This is a genomic window from Pantoea sp. X-Soil-TKNS-1280, from assembly GCF_059730475.1.
This window is the reverse complement of record NZ_AP035962.1, coordinates 132,190-157,743: the sequence shown is the minus strand read 5'-3', so window position 1 is coordinate 157,743 and position 25,554 is coordinate 132,190. Positions and strand designations below refer to the sequence as shown.

Here is a 25,554-nt window from a genome sequence, read left to right as displayed (position 1 = left end):
ACTGAAATAATCACGGTGATAACATTTCTCTAACCCACTGAAAAATCACCAACCCTCTGCAATCTGCGGATTTTTCATAGGTGTGATGAGCTTCACACAATCCTGACAAAATTCAGAATTTGTCCTGGCATTGAGAAGAATTTTTAAGACCAGCCAAAGACGGATGAAATGATGTAATGAATTTTTCTGTTTTTGCATAATCAATGCTTCGAGCGTTAATTTTATTGAAGTATAGACGAGCAAATGAAAAAGGCCCCATTCGGGGCCTTAAACAATCACCATAATACTTTTATGCGCCCGTAATTGGCTGGTTCTCATCCTGATCGACAGCGAAGCAGGCAATCTGCTGTTCGCCATAGGTTTTCAGTTTCGGCTGCAATTGTACGCAGGAACCAAAACGGCGGCGGCAGCGCGCATTGAAAGCACAGCCCGGCGGTGGGTTTAGCGGGCTGGGCAGCTCGCCAGTCAGTTTAATACGTTCACGACGCTCATCCGGGTTCAGGCGCGGCGTCGCCGACAGCAATGCCTGGGTATACGGATGACGCGGGTTACTGAAGATCGCCTCTTTGCTGCCTTTTTCCACACAGCGTCCCAGGTACATCACCATCACTTCATCGGCGATATGTTCCACCACCGATAAATCGTGGGAAATAAACACATAGGACAGGCCAAGGTCCTGCTGCAGGTCCATCATCAGGTTCAGTACCTGCGCACGCACTGACACGTCGAGCGCCGAGACCGGTTCATCTGCAATCAACACATCCGGGTCCAGCATCAGACCACGCGCAATGGCGATACGCTGACGCTGGCCGCCAGAAAACATATGCGGGTAACGGTCGTAATGTTCGGTTTTCAGGCCGACCTTCGCCATCATCTCCAGCGTTTTTTCCCGACGTTCCGCTTTGGTCAACGTGGTGTTGATCACCAGCGGTTCTTCCAGAATCTGGCTGATTTTTTTACGTGGGTTCAATGAGCCATAGGGGTTCTGGAACACGATCTGGATTTTCTGGCGACGCAGTTTCTGCGCCTGCGGATCGTGCTTCAGCAGATCCTGACCGTGCCAGTACAGCTGCCCTTCCGTCGGGGTTTCAATCATGGTCAGCAGGCGGCCAAGGGTGGACTTACCACAGCCCGACTCCCCGACCACTGCCAGCGTTTTACCGCGTTCCAGGTTGAACGACACGCCATCGAGCGCTTTCACCAGACGTTCCTGGCCGAACAAACCTTTCTTCACCGGGTAGTGTTTTTTCAGGTCAATCGCCTGCAGCAGGTAATCCTGCTGTGTATTTTCATGACTCATAAGTCGGTCTCCCGGCATCATCCAGTGGGAAGTGACATTTGGACTGGCGGCCCGGAATATCGCGCAGCTCAGGTTCTTCGCGACGGCAACGGTCAGTCACATAGGGGCAGCGCGGATTCAGCAGGCAGCCGGTCGGGCGGTCATATTTGCCCGGCACCACACCCGGTAGCGACGCCAGACGCGCTTTATCCGCCGCGAATTCCGGCAGCGCGCGCAGTAACGCCTGAGTATAAGGATGACGCGGTGCTTTGAAGATATCCGCCGCTTTGCCGCTTTCCACCACCTGGCCGGCATACATCACGATGATGTGCTGAGCCGCTTCGGCCACCAATGCCAAATCATGGGTGATGAGGATCAGCGCCATGTTCTCCTGCTTCTGCAACTCCAGCAGCAGTTCAATGATCTGCGCCTGGATGGTCACGTCGAGTGCGGTGGTCGGCTCATCGGCGATCAGCAGTTTCGGTTTGCAGGCAATCGCCATGGCGATCATCACGCGCTGGCTCATGCCGCCGGACAGCTGATGCGGATACACATCCAGACGCGAGGCCGGATCGGGAATCCCCACCTGTTCCAGCAGGTCAATCGCCCGCTGACGGCGGGTGCTACGGCTGCCGCCCTGATGCACTTTCAGCGCTTCCATAATCTGGAAGCCCACGGTGTAACACGGATTGAGGCTGGTCATCGGGTCCTGGAAGATCATCGCCACTTCCGCCCCCACCAGCTGACGACGCTCTTTTTCAGAGATGCGTTGCAGATCGCGCTGATTAAACTCCAGCTTCTCTGCCATCACCCGGCCGGGATAATCGATCAGGCCCATAATCGCCAGTGAACTGACGGATTTGCCGGAACCGGACTCACCCACAATTCCGACCACCTGGCCCTGCTCAACCTGATAACTGATGCGGTCAACCGCACGGAACGGTGTTTTTTCGTCGCCAAAATGCACCGACAGTTTTTCTACATTTAATAACGCCATCTCGGTGCCTCTTTACTGCTTGAGTTTCGGGTCGAGTGCATCACGCAAACCATCGCCCATGAGGTTGAATGCCAGAACCGTCAGCAGGATGATCACTCCAGGGAAGGTCACCACCCACCAGGCACTTTGCGCGTACTGCAACACGTCGGAGAGCATGGTGCCCCACTCCGGCGTCGGCGGTTGCGCCCCCATACCGAGAAAGCCCAACGCTGCCATATCAAGGATGGCGTTGGAGAAACCTAATGATGCCTGCACGATCAGCGGTGCCAGGCAGTTAGGCAGAATATTGACGAACATCTGGCGCAGCGTACCGGCACCCGCCACGCTGGACGCGGTGACGTAATCGCGGTGCACTTCCACCAGTACCGCCGCACGCGTCAGACGAATATAGTGCGGCAGCGCCACGAACGTCAGCGCCAGCCCGGCATTAACAATCGACGGACCGAAAATCGCCACCAGCACCAGCGCCAGCAACAGGCTGGGCAGCGCCAGCATGATATCGACCAGACGCATAATGATGGCGTCAACCACCCCACCGAGGTAACCGGCCATCAGACCAAAAATCACCCCGAGGATCAGCGACAACACCACCACCAGGCAGCCCACCAGCAGTGACAGGCGCGCACCAAACATCAGGCGCGACAGAATATCGCGGCCAACATCATCGGTGCCGAGGATAAATTTCCAGCTGCCACCGTCCTGCCAGACCGGCGGGTGCAGCAACGCATCGCGGAACTGATCAGCTGGCGCATGCGGGGCCAGAAACTCGGCGAAGATGGCGACAAGCAGCATCAGGATGATGTAGACCAGGCCAATCACCGCGCCTTTATTACGTTTGAAGTAGTGCCAGAATTCCTGAATCGGGGTCATCGGCTTGGGTGCAGCGCTTACGCTTGCGGGATCAACAGCAGACATGATGCCCCCTTATTTCTTATGACGGATACGTGGATTCACCACGCCGTACAACAGATCAACCAGCAGGTTGACCAGGATGATCAGAATCGCCACCAGCAGCACGCCGCCCTGCACTACCGGATAATCGCGGCGTTGCAGCGCTTCAATCAGCCAGCGCCCAAGGCCCGGCCAGGAGAAGATGGTTTCTGTCAGAATCGCGCCCGCCAGCAAGGTACCCACCTGCAAACCGATGACGGTCACCACCGGCAGCATGGCGTTGCGCAGCGCGTGCACCACAATCACGCGCATCCGCGTCAGCCCTTTGGCGCGCGCGGTGCGGATGTAGTCTTCGCCCAGCACTTCCAGCATCGAGGAGCGCGTCATACGCACAATCACCGCCAGCGGGATGGTGCCCAGCACGATGGCGGGCAGAATCATGTGCATCACCGCATCTTTGAAGTCACCCGGTTCACCCCACAGCAGGGTGTCGATCAGCATAAAGCCGGTGAGCGGATGGCTATCGTCGAGGAAGATGGTGTCACTGACGCGCCCGGAAACCGGCGTCAGGTTGAGTTGCACCGACACCAGCATGATCAACATGATGCCCCACCAGAAAATCGGCATCGAATAACCGGTGAGTGAGATGCCAACGGCGGTGTGATCGAACACCGAACCGCGTTTCACCGCAGCCAGCACGCCCACCGGGATACCGACGGCAATGGCGAAAATCATCGCGCAGATGCCCAGCTCCAGCGTGGCTTTAAAGCGCGGCACGAATTCGTCCCACACCGGAATGCGGCTTTTTAATGAGATACCTAAATCGCCGTGCAACACACCGTTGATGTAGGTGAGATATTGTTTCCACAGGGGTTGGTCAAGACCAAACATCGCCATCAACTGCGCATGGCGTTCTGGCGAGATACCGCGTTCGCCCGCCATGATCAGCACCGGGTCACCGGGGATCAGATGGACAAATGCGAAGGTCAACAGGGTAATACCGATAAATGTCGGGATGACAAGTCCCAGACGTCGGAGTATGAACTGCAGCATAAGCCGGACTCTCAGTCATTTCCCACAGCGTTGCCACCGGGGACTACATTGCTCAAAACAAGCATCCGGCACATAGCCGAACGCGACGCCAGAAGCGCTTCAATATAAGAATTTAGCCGGAAAAAAAGTGCGGAGTGCGGGCGGTAAAGAGACCGCCCGAGGGCCGACGGCGTCGGCCCTGACCGCCATAATCCGAAAGGTTATTCCTGGATATCGACGTTTTCGAAGTGATGTTTACCTAACGGGTCAACCACATAGCCGGTCACTTTCTTGCTGACAGGCTCATACACAGTCGAGTGAGCAATGATCAGCGCCGGAGCCTGGTCATGCATGATCACCTGTGCCTGTTTGTAGTATTCAATACGTTTGTTGTGATCGGCTTCAGCACGTGCAGGCTGAATCTGATCTTCAAACGGCTTGTAGCACCAGCGCGAGTAGTTAGAACCGTCTTTCGCCGCTGCACAGCTAAACAGGGTGGCGAAGAAGTTGTCCGGATCCCCGTTGTCACCGGTCCAGCCCATCATCACCGTCTGGTGTTCACCCGCTTTGGCGCGTTTCAGGTACTCGCCCCACTCGTAGGTTACGATGTTGGCTTTCACGCCAATTTTCGCCCAGTCAGCCTGAACCATTTCCGCCATACGACGGGCGTTCGGGTTGTATGGACGCTGAACCGGCATTGCCCACAGGTCGATGGTGAAGCCATTCGGCAGGCCCGCTTCTTTCAGCAGTTCTTTCGCTTTAGTCGGGTCATACGGATAATCTTTAACCGCATCGTTGTAGCCCCACATGGTCGGCGGAATCAGGTTCTTCGCCGCCTGGCCTGCACCCTGATACACCGCATCAATGATGGCTTGCTTATTCACGGCCATGGTCAGTGCCTGACGCACTTTCACGTTATCCAGCGGTTTTTTCTCGGTGTTGAACGACAGGTAACCGACGTTCAGACCCGGTTGCTCCATCAGATTGATGTTTTTGTCTTTCTTCATGCTGGCGATATCAGCCGGGTTCGGGTACGGCATCACCTGGCACTCGCCTTTCTGCAACTTGGCATAACGCACGGAAGCATCTGGCGTGATGGAGAAGACTAAGCGATCGATCTTCGGCTTGGTGCCCCAGTAGTCCGGGTTAGCTTTGTAGAGGATGCGTGAGTCTTTCTGGTATTGCAGCAGCTGGAACGGACCGGTACCTACCGGGTTCAGGTCCACTTTTTCCGGCGTACCGGCTTTCAGCATGTTGTCAGCGTACTCTTTGGACAGGATAGAAGCGAAGTCCATACCGAGGTCAGCGAGGAACGGTGATTCCGGACGTGTCAGCACGAAGCGAACGGTGTTGTCGTCCACTTTCTCGATTTTGCTGATCAAGTTCGGCATGTCCATGCCTTCGAAGTACTCGTAGCTGCCGCCAGAGACGCCGTGGTACTTGTTGTTTTTATCGAGCTGACGCTCGAAGGAGAAAATCACGTCATCAGCGTTGAAGTTACGCGTCGGTTTGAAGTCTTTGGTGGTTTGCCACTTCACGCCTTTGCGCAGATGGAAGGTATAGGTTTTGCCGTCAGCGCTCACATCCCACTTTTCGGCCAGGCCCGGTTCCACTTCTGTGGTGCCGATTTTGAATTCAACCAGACGGTTGTAGATCGGTACGGAGCTGGCATCGTAGGTCGTACCAGAGGTGAACAGCTGAGGGTTAAAGCCTTCCGGCGAACCTTCTGAACAGTAAACGAGGGTTTTCGCCTGAACACCTGCGGCAACGGTCATAGCAATCAGGCTCAGACCGACCTTCAGCATCCTGGATTTAGCCAGGGAGTTGATCATGTTTTGCTCCATTGTGATGTGATGTTGTGTGCGTTGCGCCTGACCTCTGATTTTTTTATGCGGTTCAGGCAAGTCACGTTTGTGACCAAAATGCGAGCCGTTGTTGTTGTTGCACTGGCACCGTGGAATCTGCCAGATGCGTCGGACTCTGCATCTATTGACGCATCAATTTGTCAACAGTTGCAAAGAACGTCAATACAAGGTGGGGTTATTTACAGAGAGTGTGAGTAACCGCAAGCAACGATAAAAAATACCCTTCAATCGGTAAACCAATATTTAAAAAGGTGATAAAGCCATCTACACCGAGCGATTATCTGGATATATAGCCAAATGACAGTGATTATCACCGCTAAAAAACATACAAATATTGCCAGTAAATGTTGAATATATGAACGATTCCCCGTGCGTTATGACGTTCAGGCAGCGAAATATGCTGGACTATTGGCATAAGAAATCAGCAAAAAGCAAAAAGCGGTCATAAGAAGAATGTGTCGCGAATTAAGCGGGCAGCTAAGCAGCAGCAAGGGATTGATAGCCGTGAGCAGGAATAATGACGACTATTTTGTGAATAGAGGGTGTAAAGGGTGAATTGTGGACTTTCAGTCTTGCAGGCGCGAAAAACCCGTGCGATAAATCGCGCCGCCACGGCCAGGTAAAAAATGGCAGGCTACAGACGAAAAAAAACCTGCTTTTACAAGCAGGTTTCTTAAATCTGGTCGGTGAGAGAGGATTCGAACCTCCGACCCCTTCGTCCCGAACGAAGTGCGCTACCAGGCTGCGCCACTCACCGATGGGGGCGCATCTTACTGCGCCACTTCTGGAGCGTCAATCCCTTTTTGTGCAAATCCACGCGATCGCCTGGAAAGCAGGCAGCAGGGAAAAAGCCTCTGCTGCTCAATAAGTTCCAGGCAAAAAATTACAGCGTTTCGGCTTCTGTCGCTGCCGCTGGTGCCTGGCACCAGTTATTCGCCGCTTTAATCCCGCCGTTCGGCGAGCTGTAACCCAGGCAGCCGAGAATGGTGTCGAACAACTCAACATGACGATGCGTTTTGCCGACGCGTTGTTGCGCCTGCAAGCGTTCGAAATTGCTGCGGTTGGTTGGGTCAGCCAGATACTTGTCCGAGGCCCAGACCATCATCGGGACGCGGAACTGCTCCGGCGGTGCCATTTCGCGCGGTGTTCCGTGCAAATGCATATTCTCGCTAATCGACTCACCGTGATCGGCGGCATAGAACACAATCGCCTTCTTGTCGCGCAGCTGGTCTAACACGCTATCCAGCATGGTATCGACATAAAGAATCGAGTTGTCATAAGCATTGATCAGTTGTGCTTTGCTACAGGTTTCATCGACACCCATACACTCCGGCTGATAACGGGCGAAACTGCGCGGATAGCGCTGCGAATAAAGGTAGTGCGAACCTTTGGTATGCAGCACCACCAGATGCTTACCTTTCGGGAAACGCTCCAGCGACGCCTGTAACTCTGGCACCAGCAGCATATCGTCCACCGGCTTACCCTGATTACGTTTCTCAGAGCCAATTTGCTCACGGAACGAGAAGTTATTCACATCGGCGTTATCGTAGAACCACACTTCGCTCTGCATGGCGAACAGCTCCGATGTGAAACCCAGCTCTTTCATTACTGCGAAGATATTCTGTTCTTTCAGGGTGCGCCCTGGGTTATCCATGGTGCCGCCTTCACGTACGAACATGCAGCGCAGTGACAGCTTGGTCGCGGTATCGCAGGACTCGCCACGGAACGCCACCAGGTTCTTCTCTTTCGATAACTTCGGTGTGGTATCGCGTGAATAACCCAGCATGCCCATATGATCCCAGCGCGTCGTCTCACCAATCACAAACACCACGTAGGTGTCATCAATACCGGGCGGTGCCACGTAGGTAAACTGCTTTGCCGGGTCGAGCAGTTCCTGGCTATCCAGCTGCTCATCCACTTTGGTCCAGGCAAACAATCCAAGCGCGGCAATCCAGTTGGAAGGCAGATAAGAATGCGCCACCACGCCACCATAACTGGGCAAGTCGATATTGGTGATCTCTTCATTGGCTTTTTGCAGCCTGTCGAAATAGCGAATCGGCAGCCACACCAGCGCCACGCTCAGCAGTAAAATCACCGTGGGTTTGAAACGCTGGCCCGGCGTTTTCAACTGATTAATCAGCGTCTGACTCAGATTGTTACGCCAGATCATCAGCAGCGGTAAGGCACTCACCAGCACCATCCACAGCACAAAATGCAGGCCAATCACTTCTTTCGACAAATCAACATCGGTGGTCATCACCGAAGCGACGATGCCGTAGCCGATCACCACGTTAAAAAACGCCATGTAATAGGCAGAGGCGACGGAAATTACGACCAGCAGGCTGGCGAGCACGCGATAAACCCATTTACCGCCCAGCGACAACAACCGCATCAGGAAGAAGGTCAGCAGCACTGCCGCCACCACTTCTGCCACAGCAGAGGCCCATTCGGTCAGTGTGAATTTCGTCAGATAACTGTCAAAACGTCGATAAAAAATCGGCAAATTCAACAGGATGCCGATATACAGCGCGAGCAGCAAAGACAGCTTCTGCTGCGTTAAGGTTTTAATATAATTCATGAATTTACTTATTCCCGGCCTGGTGTCGGAGCTATAACCCTAAATGTGACTATGTAAAGACAACAGAGTTCGCACAGTTTGCTAAAAACGTGATGAAACGTGCAGGATCGGGACGAATCTGAACGGAGAGAACACGATGATGCGAAGCCCGGGCAGTAGAACATTTAACCAGAGGTATGACCAGATAATTTTTTAAGCGTCGCCAGAATTGCATGAACCCGTAGCGGCGCAATTTATTGCGCAATATTTTTGGCGCGTGAATCAAAACCCGCGCGATAAATCGCGCCGCTACGGAATGTGCAATTACTGAAATTCTTATTCCTTATTTCACTTTGGTAATTTTTCCATCTTTGGTCTGCACATAGGCAGAATAGTCAATGCCAAACCTTAAATCGCCATTACGCATTCGAAGAACTGACATTAGGATATTTTTATCAATACAGTTTTTAGGTGGATTGATGTCATTGAAGCACAAGCGGTCTTTTTTCCCTAATTGCTGGTACCCATCGCCAAAAGCAAAAAAAGTTATATAGAGTGGATTATCAGCATACCGAGGTAATATTCTGTTCTTTTTTTTTAACCACCAATCAATCTTTCCTGACTCTGATAACGGAAGATGATCTACGATAATGGCTAAAGAATCTCCTGATCGATGAGTGTCAATGACATTGACTTCTCTGTACTCAAAATAGAAGCACAAACCTGCCACGAGGATGATAAAAGAGAATAAAATATATCGTTTCTTCATCAGCAATCCCCTTCAAGCTCCGACCTGGCAGGATAGATGAAAAAGACCAAACTCATGCTTTAAACGCTTTTCACACATATCGCCATAACGCATATCATCTGCGCCATAGTCATTAAAAAAGCGTTGCGTGATATAAATCGTTTGCGGAAAGGTTGCGATTGCCATGCGGAGTTACTCCCTGTAACCGGCTGTCCATAATGCTGGCTATTAAATCGTGTTCCCCGACAGAAAAAATTGATCAAACCCCAGGAAATGAAATCCGCCCAAATAAAAAAGACCCCGCAAGGAGTCTTTTCTTATTACCCGAATAACTAAAAAGAGTCATTAATTAATAATATTCAGTGTAACGTCAATATTGCCGCGTGTAGCATTAGAATACGGACAAACGATATGCGCAGCATCCACCAGTTTCTGTGCTTCAGCAGCGTCCATACCTGGCAGATTAATATTCAGGGTCACCTGAATACCGAAACCATTCGGGATCGGACCGATACCCACTTCACCTTCAATCCATGCATCTTTAGCAATGGCGAATTTGTCGCGCGCGGCGACAAACTTCATCGCACCGAGGAAACAAGCGGAATAACCTGCTGCGAACAGCTGCTCCGGGTTGGTCACTTCACCGCCCGCGCCGCCCATTTCTTTTGGTACGCCGAGTTTCACATCCAGCACACCATCAGAAGAGGTCGCACGACCATCACGGCCACCGGTGGCTTTGGCTTTTGCAGTATAAACAACTTTCTCTAAAGACATGATAACCTCGCTAATTCGCTATATGATCGCGTGCTACTTATTTAGCACTGTCCTGATACACATGACACGGGTGCGTCGCACCCGCCCTTTTTTACTTAGCGCGATTCAGATTATCGCGCAAATCATCCAGCTGATTTTTCAACGCCAGCAGCGTGTCATCATCGCAAGCTGAGGCGCATTTGATCGCTTCCGGGATAGATTCCGCTTTCTGGCGTAAGGCGCGTCCCTCATCCGTCAACGTGACCACCACCTGGCGTTCATCCTGACGGGAACGGGCACGACGCAGCAGCCCGGCGCTTTCCAGCCGTTTCAGCAACGGCGTCAGGGTGGCGGAATCGAGGAAAAGCTGCTCGCCAATCTCTGACACCGTCAGGTCGTCCTGCGTCCACAGCACCAGCATCACCAGATATTGCGGGTAGGTGATTTCCAGTTGCGCCAGCAGTTGCCGATACACTTTATGCATCGCCAGGTTCGCCGAATACAGAGCGAAACAGAGATGCTGATCGAGCTGGAGTGGCGTCTGCGACACTTTTTTGTCATCTTGATTACTGTTCATGCGATTTAATATAGATAGCGCGCTAGACAATTGCAAGCTACTTTTTCCCGGAGAACACACTATGCGGGATTCACTGGAAGATCAGGCGCGCCGCTATGCCACCCAGGCCCATGCTGCCGCCGGACAGCGTCGTAAATATACCGATGAGCCTTATATCGTCCATCCGGCAGCGGTCGCTGAGCTGGTACGCAGCGTCACTGATGACGAGGCGATGTTGGCTGCCGCCTGGCTGCATGACACGATAGAAGATACACCCAGCACATTACAGGATATTGAAAGCCACTTTGGCCCGCGCGTGGCTGAACTGGTGGATATGTTGACTGACAGCGCCCAGCCGCAGGCGAAAAACCGCGCCGCCCGTAAGCTGGCGCACTTTCGCCATACCGCACAGGCCTCCCCCGAGGCGCAAACCATCAAACTGGCCGACATCATCGATAACACCCGCGCCATCGTGCAATTTGACGCCGACTTCGCCCGCGTTTATCTGGTGGAGAAGCAGGTGCAGATTCAGTTGTTAAATGAAGGGGATAAGCGTTTGTGGCAGCAGGCGGATAACATTATTCGTCAGGGCATTGCCCAACTGGCGCAGCCACCACACAGCGTACCGGAGAGCTGGTTTGTCAAACAGGCGGCCAAATACGGTGGTTTAAGTTAAAAAAAACCCGCCATCAAGGCGGGTCAGAACCGAATAGTCGGTGTTTACTCAAGTAGTTGTCGACCCAGATAGGGATTGGCCTGCAGCAGCTTCATCAATTTACGTGCCGTAGCGGAAGGGCGCGTGCGTTGCGCCTCCCAGCTTTTCACTGAAGAGACGCTCACCCCCATCACGCGGGCGAATTCATCAACCTGCATGCCGGTCATCTCTCGTAAACGCTGTGGCTCGGGAACTGATGCCCTTTGAAGGGCGATTTCAGATACAGAAGGCTGTGCATCACGTGTCAAAACAATCTGCTCAAGACTACTAAGTAACTCGACCATTGGATCTTTTATTTCCATAGAGAACTCCTTAAAACTCACTATGAATCACGTGAAAGTAGAGAGGTAAAGCGTCCACAGACGCTGAAACCGACCAGTTCAGGCTGCATCCCGCAGCGGTTTAAGAAGAGTTGTTGTCAAACCGTTACGGGACACAGCCTGTTGCACACTGCGAAAAGATGTCAGAGCAATGCAACAATAGGCCGGGTTTCTAAGTATGGGTCAGAACCCCGGCTTTGCTGCCTTATTTCCTGAGTATTTTTTAATCTTTCTTATACCGCAGCAGGCTCAATCACCATAAGTAACTGTCCTGCCTGTACTTGCTGCCCGACCTGTCGTTGCAGGCTATGGATTTTTCCGCTGACTGGCGCGACGATCGGGATTTCCATCTTCATTGACTCGAGAATACCGACGGTGGCTCCCGCTTCAATGTCACTGCCTGCTGCCACCAGCCACTGCCAGACGCTACCTGCCACCTGGCTCTCCACGCCACAACAATCGGCGGGGATGCTGGCCTCTTCACTGCTCTGCTCCGGTAGCTGGCTGTCAAAGGTAAACTGCCCCTCGGCACGCCAACGTGCCAGTTCGCTGTCGAACGCCTGCTGACGCTGCTGCTGGAAGTGAGCAATCTCGTCGGCCTGCTGCGTCAGGAGCGCCTGATAATCGGCGAGACGGAATTCTCCCTCCTCAATCCGCAGCGGATAATCCCCCCACGGAAAACGTTCGCGAATCTGTAGCAGCTCGTCGGCGCTGACCGGATAAAAACGGATCTGGTCGAAGAAACGCAGCAGCCAGGGTTGGGTGAACACTGACGTCTGACGGTCACGGTTCCACATCTGTAGGGTACGTCCGACAAACTGATAACCGCCTGGCCCTTCCATGCCGTACACGCACAGATAGGCTCCACCGATCCCCACCGAGTTCTCCGCCGTCCAGGTACGCGCCGGATTATATTTGGTGGTCACTAAGCGATGACGTGGGTCGAGCGGTGTGGCAACCGGTGCACCGAGATAGACATCGCCCAGCCCCATCACCAGATACGCGGCGCTGAACAGAATGTCTTTCACCGCCTCAACGCTTTCCAGTCCGTTGATACGACGGATAAATTCGATATTGCTCGGACACCAGGGTGCATTGGGTCGGACAGACTGGCTGTAGCGTTGAATCGCCACACGGCAGGCTTCATCATCCCAGCTGAGCGGCAGCCACAAGGTGCGTGAAGGAACAGCCGCATCTGCTAAGGTTCCCAGTAATTTATCAGCGTGCAAAATCTGCGCCAGAAGCTCACTTCTTGTACAGGCCTGCGCGTCATAATGAATCTGCAACGAGCGGATCCCAGGGGTCAGTTCCAGCCGACCCGGCAGCGGATGCGCCTCCAGCCACTGCATCAGCGCATGGACGCGGAAACGCAGCGCGATATCTAACAGAAGATCGCCATATTCCACCAACAGAAAACGGTCACCGGCGGCGCGTACGCACAACGATGGCAACCCCTCAGTTGCTGCATGTTGGTGCAACACCGGATCAATCAGGGGCAGCGTTACGCTGACGTTCAGCGGCTGTGCCTGGAGTGTGGCGATCTCTGCACGCTGCGCCTGCGCCAGTTGATCGGCGCTGGTCAGATCGATCGGCACAAACTGCACCCGATCGCCCGCTTTCAGCTGGCCGAGCTTCCACAGATCGGCCTCGATCACCGTAGCCGGGCAAACAAACCCCCCGAGCGACGGTCCATCCGGGCCAAGGATTACCGGCATATCGCCGGTAAAATCGACGGTACCAAACGCGTAAGCGTTGTCATGGATATTGGAGGGATGCATCCCCGCCTCACCGCCATCGCTACGCGCCCAGGTGGGTTTCGGGCCGATTAAGCGAATGCCGGTGCGGCTGGAGTTGTAATGCACCTGCCACTCGGCGGCGAAGAATTCACTGATGTCGTTATCGGTAAAGAAGGTGGGCGCGCCATGCGGCCCATAAATCACCCGCAGTTGCCAGGTTCCGTTGAGTTCCGGCAGCAACGCCGCTGGCAACGCGGCCTGCGGTAGCTGCGCAGGGGCGGCGAGGTGCAGCACATCTCCGGCGCGTAACGCCCGCCCGGCATGACCACCGAATTTGCCCAGCGTAAAGGTACTGCGGCTGCCGAGATAGCGCGGCGTATCCAGTCCGCCTGCCAGCAGCAGGTAGCTGCGGCTGCCGTCGTGTACGTCCCCCAGCGTCAGGGTTTGCCCGGCCTGGGCGCTGATAATCTGGTTCATCGCCAGCGATTGCTGATCGAGCTGCGCCACCAGCGGTGCGCCGGTCAGCACAAAGCTACAGGCCTGATTAAAACGTAAGGTCGGGCCACGCAACGTAATTTCCAGACCTGCCGCCTGAGGGTCATTCCCCAGCAGACGGTTACCCAACTGGAAAGCGCGGCTGTCGAACGGCCCGGAGGGCGGCACGCCGACATGCCAGTAACCGGTACGACCCGGTGCATCCTGCACTGTGGTCAGGGTGCCACCGCTGATAATATCCAGCGTCGGCGGTTGCCACTGCACACCCCCGAGGGTGGCGGTGATAATGCGCCCCTGCTGCACTTCCGCCTGGGTCAGTAAATGGCGCAGCCACAGCAGATTGGTTTCGATGCCGTACAACGCCGTGGCGTCCAGCGCCTGCGCCAGCCCGGCCAGCGCCTGGTCGCGGTCCGCCCCATGCACAATCACTTTCGCCAGCATCGGGTCGTAAAACGGAGAAACCTCCATCCCGCTCTCAACGCTGCTATCGACCCGCAAAGTGGCAGCTGCCAGTTCCCCCGGGAAGGCGACATGACTGAGCAGACCGGCACTTGGCTGGAACTGTTTTGCCGGATCTTCCGCATACAAACGCACCTGAATCGCATGGCCGGTTGCCACCCGCGGCAAACTGGCGAGCGGTGGTAGCGTCTGCTGTGCCAGCTCCACCATCCAGCGTACTAAATCCACGCCGTACACCATTTCGGTCACGCCGTGTTCCACCTGTAAACGGGTATTCACTTCGAGGAACCAGAATTGCTGGCTGCCTTCGTCATAGACATATTCCACCGTCCCGGCGCTGCGGTACTGCACCGCACGTCCCAGGCGTACCGCTGTCGCCTGCAATTCGGCGCGTACCGCGTCACTCAGGCCCGGGGCTGGGGTTTCTTCCATCACTTTCTGATTACGGCGCTGCGCCGAGCAATCACGCTCGCCGAGCGCAATCACCTCACCCGCCCCATCGCCAAAGATCTGCACTTCGATATGACGCGCTCTGGCGATAAATTTCTCTAAAAAGACGCCATCGTCGGCGAAATTGTTGCCTGCGAGGCGTTTTACACGGGTAAAGGCATCGGCCAGCTGCTGCGCATCATCGCAACGCTGCATGCCAATGCCACCACCGCCTGCGGTGCTTTTCAGCATCACCGGATAGCCGATGTCGCGTGCGGCAGCCTGCGCCTGCTCCAGCGACGTCAGCAAGCCACTGCCGGGCAGCAGCGGCACATTATTGTCCTGCGCCAGCGCGCGGGCGCGGTGCTTCAGGCCAAACGCGGCCATCTGCTGCGCATTCGGCCCAAGAAAATGCAAGCCCGCCGCCTCGCAACGGTTTACAAATTCGGGATTTTCACTGAGAAAACCGTAACCAGGATGCAGCGCCTGTGCGCCGCTCTGCGCGGCAATCGCCAGCAACTTGTCCTGGTTCAGATAAGTATCGCGCACCTGGCCCTCGCCCAGCGACCAGGCCTCATCCGCCAGCCGCACATGGCGCGCATGACGATCGGCTTCGGCATACACCGCAATCGCCTTAATATTCATCGCTTGTAAGGTGCGGATAATACGCACCGCAATCGCGCCACGGTTGGCAATCAATACATGCTCAATCATGACTTTACCTCTCATTCCGGCAGGTCGTCCTGCGCTGGCCTTGACGGCAAATAACGGGTCGTCCCGTTGCGTCAGGAGATCACCACACGCTGACTAAAATCGGCGTCGGGTTGTAACCGTTACAGGGGTTGTTGAGCTGCGGGCAGTTGGAGATCAGCACCAGAATGTTCATCTCTGCCACCATCTCGACATATTTACCCGGCGCAGAAATCCCATCGGCAAAGGTCAGCCCGCCTTCGTGCGTCACCGGTACGTTCATAAAAAAGTTGATGTTGTGGGTGATATCGCGGCGCGTCAGGCCATATTCAGGATGTTCCGCCACCGCCAGCATCCAGCTGTCGCGGCAGGCGTGCATATGCCGTTTCTCCAGGTCATAACGCACGGTGTTACTTTCGGTGGCGCAGGCACCGCCGAGGGTGTCGTGGCGACCACAGGTATCGGCGACGATAGTCAGCATCGGACGATCGTCATTGGAACGCAGCACGCTGCCCGCCGTCAGAAACACATTTTGCTGGCCGCGCAGCGTGTCAGTCATGCTGTAGCGTTCAGCGGTGTCGTCAGCGTTGAAGAACAACGTATCCGCCGCCTGATTGCCTTCCAGATCGGTGATGCGCAGCGTCGCGCCTTTTTCGATACGATGCAGCCAGTAATCACCGGCGCCAATCTGTTGCTGAAAATGCGCCCCGGCAGGATTCAGTAAACTTTCTTTGATCATCACAACTCTCCCTGCAATTGATAAAGGGCGTTATTACGCAGGCCGCGCTGGTTTTCGGCGCGTTGCAGGCAAATCTCCGGCAGCGGCGCACGCTGGGCATCGATCTGCAATTCCACCGGCGGTCGCGGATAATCACCCGCTGGCGTGAGCGGATGCGGGCAGGTATGCAGCAGCACCAGGGTGTCCATGGCGAAACGCAGCCGGACCTGAGCGCCAGCCGCACCCTGCTGTTCCCGTTGCAACGTGCCGTTGTCGTCGGCGCGTACCTGGGCGAAAAAGTTGATGCAGGCGGCCATATCACGCTTGCCGAGACCATATTTCGCCAGCTCCACGAGGAAACTGTCGTAGCCATTCTGATGGCGCTGGTTACGCGCCTGTTGATAATCGCTGGCACCAAACAGCGCGGCAGTTTGCGCGGCGTTTAGCGTGCCACACACGCTCTCGTGCCAGCCGAAGCTATCCGCTTCAATACCGCAAAAGATGCGCCCCATGTCCGAGTAGAGGCAGTGCCCGGCGGTAAGACGAAAGGTGTGCTGGCACTTGAGGGTGTCCGGCGCGTTGTAACGCTCCAGCAGGTTTTCCGGGTTGTAAAACAACATACCGACATTCGCGCCGCCCACCACATCGGTGAGGGTCAGCGCGGTGCCGCTGCGCATCACAAACGACCAGTGCGAGCCAGCCGGTAACTGCGTTTGATACGAGGTAGTCATGATTCTCTCCTTCAGGCGACCTGCGATTCGGCCAGCGGCGCATCAGCGGGCCGCTGCCGATCGAGCGGCAGGTCGTAGGTAATGGTTGCGCCCCAGGCTTCCGGCGCGTGGGGGTCGTGGCGCAGCTTGTCGAAAACCAGCAGGCGTGAGGCGAGGCTGAAGCCTTCTTTCAGATCGTGGGTGATCATGAAGATGGTCAGGCCATGCTGCTGCCACAGCTGGGTGATCAGCTGATGCATCTCGCTGCGGATACCGGGATCGAGCGCGCCAAAGGGTTCATCCAGCAGCAGAATGCGCGGGCGCTTCATCAGTGCCTGCGCCAGCGCCAGACGCTGTTGCATCCCGCCAGATAGCTGATGCGGATATTTGCTTTGCGCATGTTCGAGTCCCACCTGCGCCAGCATCGCCTGCGCGCGCTGGCGAATCGCCTGACGTTTGCGCCCCCAGACGCGTCCCAGCCAGCGTGCGGTGCTGAACTCTTCCGCCAGCATCACGTTGCCCAGCACCGTCAGATGCGGGAACACCGAGTAGCGCTGAAACACCACGCCGCGATGGGCATCCGGTTCATCGGGAATCGGTTCACCATCCAGCAGCAGTGCGCCTTTGGTCGGGGCTTCGGTGCCGAGCAGCATATTGAGGAAGGTGGTTTTGCCGCAGCCGGAAGCGCCGACAATTGCCACAAATTCTCCCTCTTCCACGCTGATGTTCAGACGTTCCAGCACCACCTGCTGGCCATAGTGCTTCTCAAGGTTTTTCAGTTGCAGTAAGGGCATGCTGCGTTCCTTATTTGGCGTAATACCACGGCCAGCAGCGACGGCTAATCAGCCGCAGCAGCAGATCGAGGGCAAAGGCCAGCAGGGTAATCCAGGCGACGTAAGGCAAAATCACATCCATCGCCAGATAACGACGCATCAGGAAGATGCGGTAGCCGAGGCCTTCGGTGGCGACGATGGCTTCCGCGGCGATCAGGAACAGCCACGCCGAGCTGAGTGACAGGCGCACGGCATCGAACAGGCGCGGCATCAGCTGTGGCAGGATCACCCGCCACAAAATCTGCGCGCTATTGCCGCCCAGCGTCTGCGCCTTCACCAGCTGCTCGCGCGGGATTTTCTCCACCTGAAGTTGCAAATCGCGGGCAATCAGCGGGGTGATGCCGATGACAATCAGCACCACTTTCGACACTTCACCGAGGCCAAAGCAGATAAACAGAATCGGCAGAATCGCCAGCGGTGGCACCAGCGCGAACAGGGTGACCAGCGGAGCCAGCACCGCACGCACCACCGGCAACGCGCCGGTGAACAGGCCAATCGCCAGCGCCAGCATGGCGCTGATTAACACGCCGCTCAGCAGACGCATCAGGCTGGCGGCGGTGTCGGTCCACAGCAGATACTCCCCGGTACGCGGGCTGGGCTGAAACGCCATCCGGTTGATGGCGTCGCCCATGGCGTTGAACCCCGGCAGCAGCTTATCCGCCGCGTTGAGGCTCAGACGCGCATCCGACGCGAACAGATACACCAGCAGCAACGCCAGCAGCGGCAGCACACCGAGCAACAGGCGGCCCATCGGCAGCGGTTGATAGTTAATCAGTTTACGCATCGGCTTTGCTCCCGCTTACAGCTGGCCTGCGGCCGCCAGTTTGGTATAGGTATCGATAAAGCGCAGTTTGATGTTGCCCGCGTTACCCCAGTTACCCGCCGGTGTTTCCACCCCCACCACATCGGCACTCGGCGCGGCCTCGCCCAACAAGCCATGCTTGAAGGAGAACTCCGCCACCAGCTGCATCGTGGCTTTCAGCTGTGGGCTATCGACGAAATCGAGGGTGGTTTTACCATCGCTGAACAGATGGGTAGCGGCCAGTTGCTGGTCAAAACCGGCGAGGTCAGTGCCGGATGCCTGCGCCATTTGCGTGCGTGCGGCGACGGCGGTCGCGCCCGGACCGGACATGGTTTTCAGGGTTTCATACCAGGCACCGGTCAGCGCTTTGCCCAGCTGCGGGTATTTCTTCAGGGTGTTGGTGTTGACCACCAGCAGGTCGAGGATTTCGCCCGGAATCTGCGCCGAGGAGAAGATCAGATGGCTGTTCGGCACCTTCTTCGCTTCCGCCAGCAGCGGGTTCCAGGTAACGATGGAACCCACATCCGGCGTACCAAAGGCGGCTACCAGATCGGCATCGGCGGTGTTGACCACTTTGACGTCTTTCTCACTCATGCCGGATTTCTCCAGCGCGCGCGCCAGCAGGTAATGTGAAACCGACAGCTGCACCAGGTTGATCGGTTTGCCTTTCAGCGCCGCCACACTGTCCGCGCCTTTCAGCAGAATGCCGTCGTTGCCGTTGGAGTAGTCGCCGACGATCAGCGCGGTGCTATCGACGCCGCCGGTGGCCGGAATAGTCAGCGCATCCATGTTGGTCATGGTGCAGCCGTCAAAGCCCCCTGCGGTGTATTGGTTGACTGACTCGATGTAGTCGTTGACCTGCACAAACTGAATGTCGATGCCGTATTTATCGGCCCATTTTTTGACGATGCCATTCTGCTGGGCGTAATCCCACGGCATCCAGCCTGCATAAATGGACCAGCAAATCTTGAAGGAAGGTTTCGCGGCGGCAAGCGCGTTAACGCTGAACAGCGCGATGGTGCAAAGCAACAGCAAGCGAAGGCAGGCTTTGATCATGGTGGTTCCTCTGACGTTAGCGGACGAATAAAAGCAGGAGGCGGCGAGTAACGATCTCGCTTTCCTCCCGGGCTTTTATCCCGCCGTGTAACCGTCAGAGGACGGTCGGTCACTCTCGGACCAGCATCTCGCGATCGGAACCCTAGTGACCCATTGCAAATTGTCTGGCGACATCGGTTACCCGCTATCGCTCCTGCATCTGGCTAAAGTCAGGCAAAAAAAGTGCCAATGTTATATTTAATTGAAAAATATGAGTTTTTATAAAAAACATCTCCCCCGACAGCCAGGTTCTGCACAGCGGTGCAGCATCCGCGCACCAACATGACGCAGGCCAACCAGGCCCAGGTTGATGCACTTCTCAGTTTTCACCTGGCACGAAAAAAGTTTTACTTAACGATCATAGGGTTATTCCTCAATCCCTTTTCCCTTCTCCGAACCAATTAAATATTGGTTCGCTTCTTGCCTAAGCTGAGAACAGCCCTCGCTTAACAAACGCACAGGCTGTAGCGGCGCGATTTATCGCGCGCCTTTTAACAGAATATGCATAAAAAGCGCGATTAATCGCGCCGCTACAAGTTTGTGCAGGCTGTCGATTTACGACAGACATTAGGCTTTACGCGATTCCAACTGATGAATAAACAAGCGAACCAATCATGAGTGACACGCCAAAATCTGCCATCAACTCCAGCTCAGCGCTGGAGCAATTGCGCCAGCTGATTCAGCAGCAGGAGCACACGCCCGATCGCGCACTGCCGACCGAGCGCGAGCTGGCCGAACGCTTTGGCGTGGGTCGGCGCGAAATCCGCCGCGCGCTGGATGTGCTGGAAGAAGAGGGCCGCATCTGGCGTAAGCAGGGCAAAGGCACCTTTGTCGGCCCGGCTGCCCCGGTGCAGCCGCTGGTACTGCACGATTTGCCACAGCAGTCGAACCTGCTGGAGGTGATGGAAGCGCGTCTGCAACTGGAGCCAGGGCTGGCGCGCCTCGCCGCACTGCGCGCCAGCAAAGAACAAATCGCGCTGATGAAACGCCTGATTGAACGCATGCAGGGCATTGTCGCGCCAGAAGATGGCGACCAGCACGAGCTGTGGGACAGTGCCTTTCACCGCGCTATCGCCGAAGCCGCCGGGAATCGCCTGATGCTTGGTCTGTTTGAAGCCGTCGATGCGGTGCGCCGCGACCCCGGCTGGCAGCATCTGCGCGAACAGGCACGCACCCCGGCACGCCTCGATAGCTACGACAACCATCACCAGCGGCTACTGGACCATATCGCCAATCGCCAACCCCATGAGGCGGCGGCAGCGATGCGTGAGCACTTGCTGGCGCTGCAACAGGCGCTGATGGAAACCCTGTATGCCAGCCACGAGGAGACGCCATGACGGCCCAACCTGTTTTGTCGGTTAGCAATTTGCGCGTGCAGTTTCGCGGTTCGCCGGTCACGGTGATCGACGATATCTCCCTGACATTGCACGCGGGAGAGACGCTGGCGCTGGTCGGCGAATCCGGCTGCGGCAAAAGCATCACCTCGCTGACGCTGATGGGCCTGCAACCCGATAGCGCGCGGATTTTACAGGGCGAGATGCAGTTTGATGGCCGCGATTTGCGCACGCTGAGCGCCGGTGACTACGCCAGCCTGCGCGGCAATCAGCTGGCAATGATTTTTCAGGAGCCGATGACCTCGCTCAATCCGGCCTTCACCCTTGGCGATCAACTGAGCGAAGCGGTGATGCGCCATCGTAAGGTCAACCGCCGCACCGCCATGGACACCGCACTGGCCATTCTGCAAAAAGTGCAGATTCCGGCAGCGGAAATGCGGCTGAAGGCGTATCCGCATCAGCTGTCGGGCGGAATGCGCCAGCGCGTGATGATCGCCATGGCGCTGATTAACCAGCCCAAACTGCTGATCGCCGATGAACCCACCACCGCGCTCGACGTCACCATTCAGGCGCAAATCCTCGATCTGCTGAATACGCTGAAGCAGGAAACCGGCACCGCGGTACTGATGATCACCCACGATCTTGGCGTGGTAGCGGAAGTCGCGCAGCGCGTGGCGGTGATGTACGCCGGTCAGGTGGTGGAGAGCGGCACGGTGGAAGCGATTTTCAACGATCCGCAGCACCCCTACACCATCGGGCTGATGGGATCGATTCCCAGCCTGAGCGCGCGCAGCGGCGCACTGGCAACCATTCCCGGCTCGGTGCCGTTGCCGGAGAGCATGCCTGCCGGTTGCCGTTTTGCCACCCGCTGCCCATTTGCAGAAACGCGCTGTCATCAGAACCGTCCGGCGCTGCGCGCGCTGACGCCGGAACATCAGGTGGCCTGTTTTCGCGCCCCGCTGGAACAGCACGTTACGCTGGGAGAGATCGCATGAAACCGATTTTAGAATGTCGCGATTTAAGCAAAACCTTCAATGGCCCAAACCGCCTGTTTAAACGCAACCGTGGCGTCACGGCGGTGGACCGCGTGTCACTGCAGGTGATGCCGGGGGAAACGCTGGCGATTGTCGGCGAGTCCGGCTCCGGTAAATCGACGCTCGGGCGTCTGTTGCTGCGTTTGCTGGCGGCCAGTGCCGGTGAAGTGATGTACGAAGGTGAAAGCATCACCCACGCCAGCGGTACGCGCCTCAATCAGCTGCGCCGCGAATTGCAGATTATCTTTCAGGACCCCTTCGCCTCCCTCAACCCCCGTATGACGGTGCAGCAGATTGTCGGTGAACCGCTATGGCTGCACGACAAAATGAACCGGGAAGCACGCCATGCACGGGTGGCGGAGCTGCTGCGCACCGTCGGCTTGCCCGCCGCCTGGGCAGAACGCTATCCGCACGAGTTTTCCGGCGGCCAGCGCCAGCGCATCGGCATTGCCCGCGCCCTCGCCTCGCAACCGAAGCTGCTGCTGGGGGACGAGCCGGTGTCCGCGCTGGATGTTTCGGTACAGGCACAGGTGGTGAATCTGCTGGAAAGCCTGAAGCAACAATTTGGCCTGACGATGATTATCGTGGCACACGGCCTGGCGGTGATTCGCCATATGAGCGACCGCGTCGCGGTGATGTACCTCGGGCAGATTGTCGAACTGGCGACGGTGGACGAGATTTTCGATGCCCCGCTGCATCCCTATACCCAGGCACTGATCGCCTCCGCGCCGCAAATGCAGCCAGGCGCCAGCCGCACCATTCCCATGTTGCAGGGCGACCTGCCCAATCCAGCCAATCCTCCCACCGGCTGCCGTTTTCACACCCGCTGCCCGTGGGCCACTGCCGAATGCCGCCAGTTTGAACCCATCAACCAGGTGCTGAGCGGTGGACGACAAATTGCCTGTCACCGCTGGCAGGAGATTAACCGCGACCGTAGCGCGATTGTGATTGCGCCGCCGTCTGCCGCCTTTTTACGTCGCCGCGCGCTGTTTGAGCAGGCGGTCAATCAGCAAGCTTAACCCTCTGGAGATTAGCCGTGAAGAAAGCGTTATTAACTGCCCTTAGTGGTCTGATGTTGCTGGGTGCCAGCGCACATAGCCACGCCGAAAGCGTGATTCGCATCGGACTGGGTGCCGACCCGGACATGCTCGATCCCCATCTGGCACGTACCTACTATGGCCGCTTTGTGTTTGCTGCCATGTGTGACCGGCTGGTCGATGTCGATGAGAACCTGAAAGTGGTGCCGGGCCTCGCCACCGACTGGGCATGGAGTGATGACGGCAAAACGCTGACCATGAATCTGCGCAGTGGCGTCACCTTCCACGACGGTGAAAAATTCGATGCTAACGCGGTGAAATTCAATATCGAACGTGCGCTGACGCTGCCGGGTTCGCTGCGTAAAAGCGAAATCTCCTCGATTCAGAGCGTGGAAGTCAGCGGGCCGATGCAGGTCAAATTCCACCTGAAAACCCCGGATGCGGCGCTGCTCAGCCAGCTGACCGACCGCGCAGGCGCGATGCTGGCCCCCGAGGCGGCGAAGAAGCCTGATTTCGCCACCCACCCGGTGTGTTCCGGCCCGTATCAGTTTGAAAGCCGCGTGCAGCAGGACCGCATCGTCCTGAAACGCTTTGATAATTACTGGAACAAAGGCGCGTACCACTTCGACAAAGTGATTTTCCTGCCGATCCCGGATGCCTCGGTACGCCTCGCCAACCTGCGTGCCGGTGACCTCGATCTCACCGAAGGCGTGGCCGCCAGCGACGTGAAAACCGTTGAAGGCGACAGCAAACTGACACTGGCGAAAGTCACCGGCCTCGGTTATCAGGGCATCACCTTCAACATCAACAACGGCAAAGTCGATGCCAATAGCCCGCTGAAAGATCCGCGTGTGCGTGAAGCCTTCTCGCTGGCCATTGACCGCGATGCGCTGAACCAGGTGGCGTTTGAAGGCCTGTATACCCCGGCTAATCAGGCGTTTTCCCCGGTCAGCCCGTATCACGTCAATATCCCGACCCCGGCGCGCGATGTGGAGAAAGCCAAAGCGTTACTGAAGGCGGCTGGCGTCACCACACCACTCAACGTGACGCTGCTGGTCACCAACAACCCCACCGCGCAGCAGGTTGGCCAGGTGATTCAGGCAATGGTGAGCGAGGCCGGTTTCAACCTCAATCTGCAAATGAGTGAATTCGCCACCCTGCTGGATCGCCAGCAGCGCGGCGATTACCAGCTCAGCCTGTCAGGCTGGTCCGGTCGTCCCGATCCGGATGGCAGCATTTACTCGTTTATCAACAGCAAAGGCACGCTGAACGATGGCCGTTACAGCAATCCGCAGGTGGATGAGTGGCTGAACGCCGCACGTCTGACCAACGATCAGGCGCAGCGTCAGGCGTTGTACAACAAAGTGGTGAACCAGCTGCAAACTGATATGCCGATTGCTTACCTCTACTTTGAGCCGCGCATCTTTGGCATGACGAAAAAATTGCAGGGCTTTAAAGCCTGGCCGGACGGGCTGGTTCGCCTGGCTGGCGTGAGCATGGCGCAGTAAACCGCTAAGGAGCGATGATGCTGGAATTGATTGTTAAACGGCTGCTGCTGGCCATTCCCACCCTGTTGCTGGTGAGCATTATGGTGTTTGCGCTGCAAAAGCTGCTGCCAGGCGACCCGGTGCTGGCGATGGCCGGTGAGGAGCGCGATCCGGCGGTCATCGCTCAGTTGCGTGCCGAGTACCATCTCGACGACCCAATCCCAACGCAATATTTCGCGTGGATTGGCAGCGCGCTGAAGGGCGACCTCGGCATGTCGTTGCGTACCAAAGAGCCGGTGACGGCGTTGATTGCCAGCAAACTGCCGGTCACGCTGGAGCTGTCTCTGCTGGCAATGCTGATTGCGCTGCTGATCGGCATCAGCATGGGGATTATCGCGGCGGTACGCAAAGATAGCTGGGTCGATCACACCACCAACTTTGTCGCGCTATCGGGCATCTCAGTGCCCCATTTCTGGCTGGGGATTCTGCTGATCCTGCTGTTTTCGGTGCATCTGCAATGGCTACCGGCGTCCGGTTTTGTGCCGGTCAGCGAAGATATGGCGCAGAACCTGAAAACCCTGCTGCTACCGGCGCTGGTGCTGGGTACCGGCCTCGCCGCCACCCTGATGCGCCATACCCGCGCCTCAATGATTGCGGTGTTGAAAGCGGATTACATCCGCACCGCTCGCGCCAAAGGTCTGCTGGCCCCGAAAGTGGTGCTGAAACACGCCTTCCGCAATGCGCTGATGCCGATCGTCACCCTGACCACGCTGCTGTTTGGCGAACTGCTGGGCGGTGCGGTGCTGACCGAGCAGGTTTTTACCCTGCCCGGCTTTGGCAAGATGATTGTCGATGCGGTGTTTAACCGTGATTACGCCGTGGTGCAGGGCGTGGTGCTGGTGGTTGCCATCGGGTTTCTGCTGCTCAACCTGCTGGCCGACGTGCTCTATCTGTTAATCAACCCGAAAATGCGAGGCTAACC

The 25,554-nt window shown here is 56.4% G+C and carries 23 protein-coding genes, 1 tRNA gene and 1 riboswitch; of the genes, 6 read left to right on the top strand and 18 right to left on the bottom strand.

What is annotated here, in order from left to right:
- Positions 1-289 precede the first annotated feature (289 nt).
- From dppF to AC6I8X_RS00705, 11 genes are all read right to left on the bottom strand, one after another.
- A complete protein-coding gene (gene dppF, locus AC6I8X_RS00755) occupies positions 290-1,300 on the bottom strand; it encodes a dipeptide ABC transporter ATP-binding subunit DppF (protein ID WP_313688530.1) in 1,011 nt (336 codons plus the stop codon).
- A complete protein-coding gene (gene dppD, locus AC6I8X_RS00750; RefSeq protein WP_416410713.1) occupies positions 1,290-2,276 on the bottom strand; it encodes a dipeptide ABC transporter ATP-binding protein in 987 nt (328 codons plus the stop codon). Before dppD ends, dppF begins: the two co-directional genes overlap by 11 nt.
- Positions 2,277-2,288: 12 nt before the next feature.
- Positions 2,289-3,191: a dipeptide ABC transporter permease DppC gene (dppC, locus tag AC6I8X_RS00745; RefSeq protein ID WP_497840404.1), complete on the bottom strand. Its 903-nt coding sequence runs from the start codon at positions 3,189-3,191 to the stop codon at positions 2,289-2,291.
- 9 nt (positions 3,192-3,200) lie between these two features.
- Entirely contained in the window at positions 3,201-4,220 is a 1,020-nt protein-coding gene (gene dppB, locus AC6I8X_RS00740) for a dipeptide ABC transporter permease DppB (RefSeq protein WP_084871670.1), read from the bottom strand.
- Positions 4,221-4,420: 200 nt separating this feature from the next.
- Entirely contained in the window at positions 4,421-6,031 is a 1,611-nt protein-coding gene (dppA, locus tag AC6I8X_RS00735; RefSeq protein ID WP_497840403.1) for a dipeptide ABC transporter periplasmic-binding protein DppA, read from the bottom strand.
- Between the two features lie 713 nt (positions 6,032-6,744).
- Positions 6,745-6,821: transfer RNA gene (locus AC6I8X_RS00730), tRNA-Pro, on the bottom strand.
- A gap of 126 nt (positions 6,822-6,947) precedes the next feature.
- On the bottom strand, positions 6,948-8,642 hold the full coding sequence (gene eptB, locus AC6I8X_RS00725; RefSeq protein WP_497840402.1) for a kdo(2)-lipid A phosphoethanolamine 7''-transferase: 1,695 nt from the start codon (positions 8,640-8,642) through the stop codon (positions 6,948-6,950).
- A gap of 322 nt (positions 8,643-8,964) precedes the next feature.
- A complete protein-coding gene (locus AC6I8X_RS00720; RefSeq protein ID WP_313683463.1) occupies positions 8,965-9,390 on the bottom strand; it encodes a DUF943 family protein in 426 nt (141 codons plus the stop codon).
- Positions 9,391-9,402: 12 nt separating this feature from the next.
- Positions 9,403-9,555, bottom strand: coding sequence for a DUF3289 family protein (locus AC6I8X_RS00715; RefSeq protein ID WP_497840401.1), 153 nt, complete (start codon positions 9,553-9,555; stop codon positions 9,403-9,405).
- A gap of 159 nt (positions 9,556-9,714) precedes the next feature.
- On the bottom strand, positions 9,715-10,143 hold the full coding sequence (locus AC6I8X_RS00710) for an organic hydroperoxide resistance protein (RefSeq protein WP_299455496.1): 429 nt from the start codon (positions 10,141-10,143) through the stop codon (positions 9,715-9,717).
- A 91-nt stretch (positions 10,144-10,234) separates the two neighbouring features.
- Positions 10,235-10,699: a MarR family winged helix-turn-helix transcriptional regulator gene (locus tag AC6I8X_RS00705; RefSeq protein WP_084871664.1), complete on the bottom strand. Its 465-nt coding sequence runs from the start codon at positions 10,697-10,699 to the stop codon at positions 10,235-10,237.
- Between the two features lie 61 nt (positions 10,700-10,760).
- Here AC6I8X_RS00705 and AC6I8X_RS00700 point away from each other — a divergent pair, with 61 nt between their 5' ends.
- On the top strand, positions 10,761-11,354 hold the full coding sequence (locus AC6I8X_RS00700; protein ID WP_313683461.1) for an HD domain-containing protein: 594 nt from the start codon (positions 10,761-10,763) through the stop codon (positions 11,352-11,354).
- A gap of 44 nt (positions 11,355-11,398) precedes the next feature.
- Here AC6I8X_RS00700 and AC6I8X_RS00695 read toward each other — a convergent pair whose 3' ends face one another.
- The 7 genes from AC6I8X_RS00695 to AC6I8X_RS00665 all read right to left on the bottom strand — a co-directional run bounded on the left by AC6I8X_RS00695 (position 11,399) and on the right by AC6I8X_RS00665 (position 19,641).
- The gene (locus tag AC6I8X_RS00695; protein ID WP_013507298.1) at positions 11,399-11,695 is read right to left on the bottom strand and encodes an HTH-type transcriptional regulator; all 297 of its coding nucleotides are present in this window, start codon (positions 11,693-11,695) and stop codon (positions 11,399-11,401) included.
- Between the two features lie 251 nt (positions 11,696-11,946).
- On the bottom strand, positions 11,947-15,546 hold the full coding sequence (gene uca / locus AC6I8X_RS00690) for an urea carboxylase (RefSeq protein ID WP_497840400.1): 3,600 nt from the start codon (positions 15,544-15,546) through the stop codon (positions 11,947-11,949).
- A 79-nt stretch (positions 15,547-15,625) separates the two neighbouring features.
- Positions 15,626-16,261, bottom strand: coding sequence for an urea amidolyase associated protein UAAP2 (locus AC6I8X_RS00685; RefSeq protein WP_084871660.1), 636 nt, complete (start codon positions 16,259-16,261; stop codon positions 15,626-15,628).
- Entirely contained in the window at positions 16,261-16,971 is a 711-nt protein-coding gene (locus AC6I8X_RS00680) for an urea amidolyase associated protein UAAP1 (protein WP_313683460.1), read from the bottom strand. The genes AC6I8X_RS00685 and AC6I8X_RS00680 overlap by 1 nt, the downstream gene beginning before the upstream one ends.
- An 11-nt stretch (positions 16,972-16,982) precedes the next feature.
- Positions 16,983-17,744, bottom strand: a complete 762-nt coding sequence (locus AC6I8X_RS00675) for an ABC transporter ATP-binding protein (RefSeq protein WP_313683459.1) — start codon at positions 17,742-17,744, stop codon at positions 16,983-16,985.
- A gap of 10 nt (positions 17,745-17,754) precedes the next feature.
- Positions 17,755-18,567 carry an ABC transporter permease gene (locus tag AC6I8X_RS00670; RefSeq protein ID WP_084871657.1) on the bottom strand — a complete coding sequence of 271 codons (813 nt, stop codon included), beginning with the start codon at positions 18,565-18,567 and terminating at the stop codon, positions 17,755-17,757.
- 15 nt (positions 18,568-18,582) lie between these two features.
- Complete coding sequence (locus tag AC6I8X_RS00665) at positions 18,583-19,641, bottom strand: putative urea ABC transporter substrate-binding protein (RefSeq protein ID WP_313683458.1); 1,059 nt, start codon at positions 19,639-19,641, stop codon at positions 18,583-18,585.
- Positions 19,642-19,703: 62 nt separating this feature from the next.
- A riboswitch (guanidine-I (ykkC/yxkD leader) is annotated at positions 19,704-19,798 on the bottom strand.
- A 496-nt stretch (positions 19,799-20,294) separates the two neighbouring features.
- Between AC6I8X_RS00665 and AC6I8X_RS00660 the strand changes: the two genes are divergently transcribed.
- Genes AC6I8X_RS00660 through AC6I8X_RS00640 form a run of 5 tightly spaced genes read left to right on the top strand, consistent with a single transcriptional unit; the run spans position 20,295 to position 25,552 of the window.
- Positions 20,295-21,017, top strand: a complete 723-nt coding sequence (locus tag AC6I8X_RS00660; RefSeq protein ID WP_313683457.1) for a FadR/GntR family transcriptional regulator — start codon at positions 20,295-20,297, stop codon at positions 21,015-21,017.
- A complete protein-coding gene (locus tag AC6I8X_RS00655) occupies positions 21,014-22,009 on the top strand; it encodes an ABC transporter ATP-binding protein (RefSeq protein WP_497840399.1) in 996 nt (331 codons plus the stop codon). Before AC6I8X_RS00660 ends, AC6I8X_RS00655 begins: the two co-directional genes overlap by 4 nt.
- Positions 22,006-23,067, top strand: a complete 1,062-nt coding sequence (locus tag AC6I8X_RS00650) for an ABC transporter ATP-binding protein (protein ID WP_313683455.1) — start codon at positions 22,006-22,008, stop codon at positions 23,065-23,067. Before AC6I8X_RS00655 ends, AC6I8X_RS00650 begins: the two co-directional genes overlap by 4 nt.
- A gap of 53 nt (positions 23,068-23,120) precedes the next feature.
- Positions 23,121-24,593: an ABC transporter substrate-binding protein gene (locus AC6I8X_RS00645; protein WP_497841058.1), complete on the top strand. Its 1,473-nt coding sequence runs from the start codon at positions 23,121-23,123 to the stop codon at positions 24,591-24,593.
- A 17-nt stretch (positions 24,594-24,610) separates the two neighbouring features.
- Complete coding sequence (locus tag AC6I8X_RS00640) at positions 24,611-25,552, top strand: ABC transporter permease (protein ID WP_310617530.1); 942 nt, start codon at positions 24,611-24,613, stop codon at positions 25,550-25,552.
- The last annotated feature ends 2 nt before the right edge of the window (positions 25,553-25,554 follow it).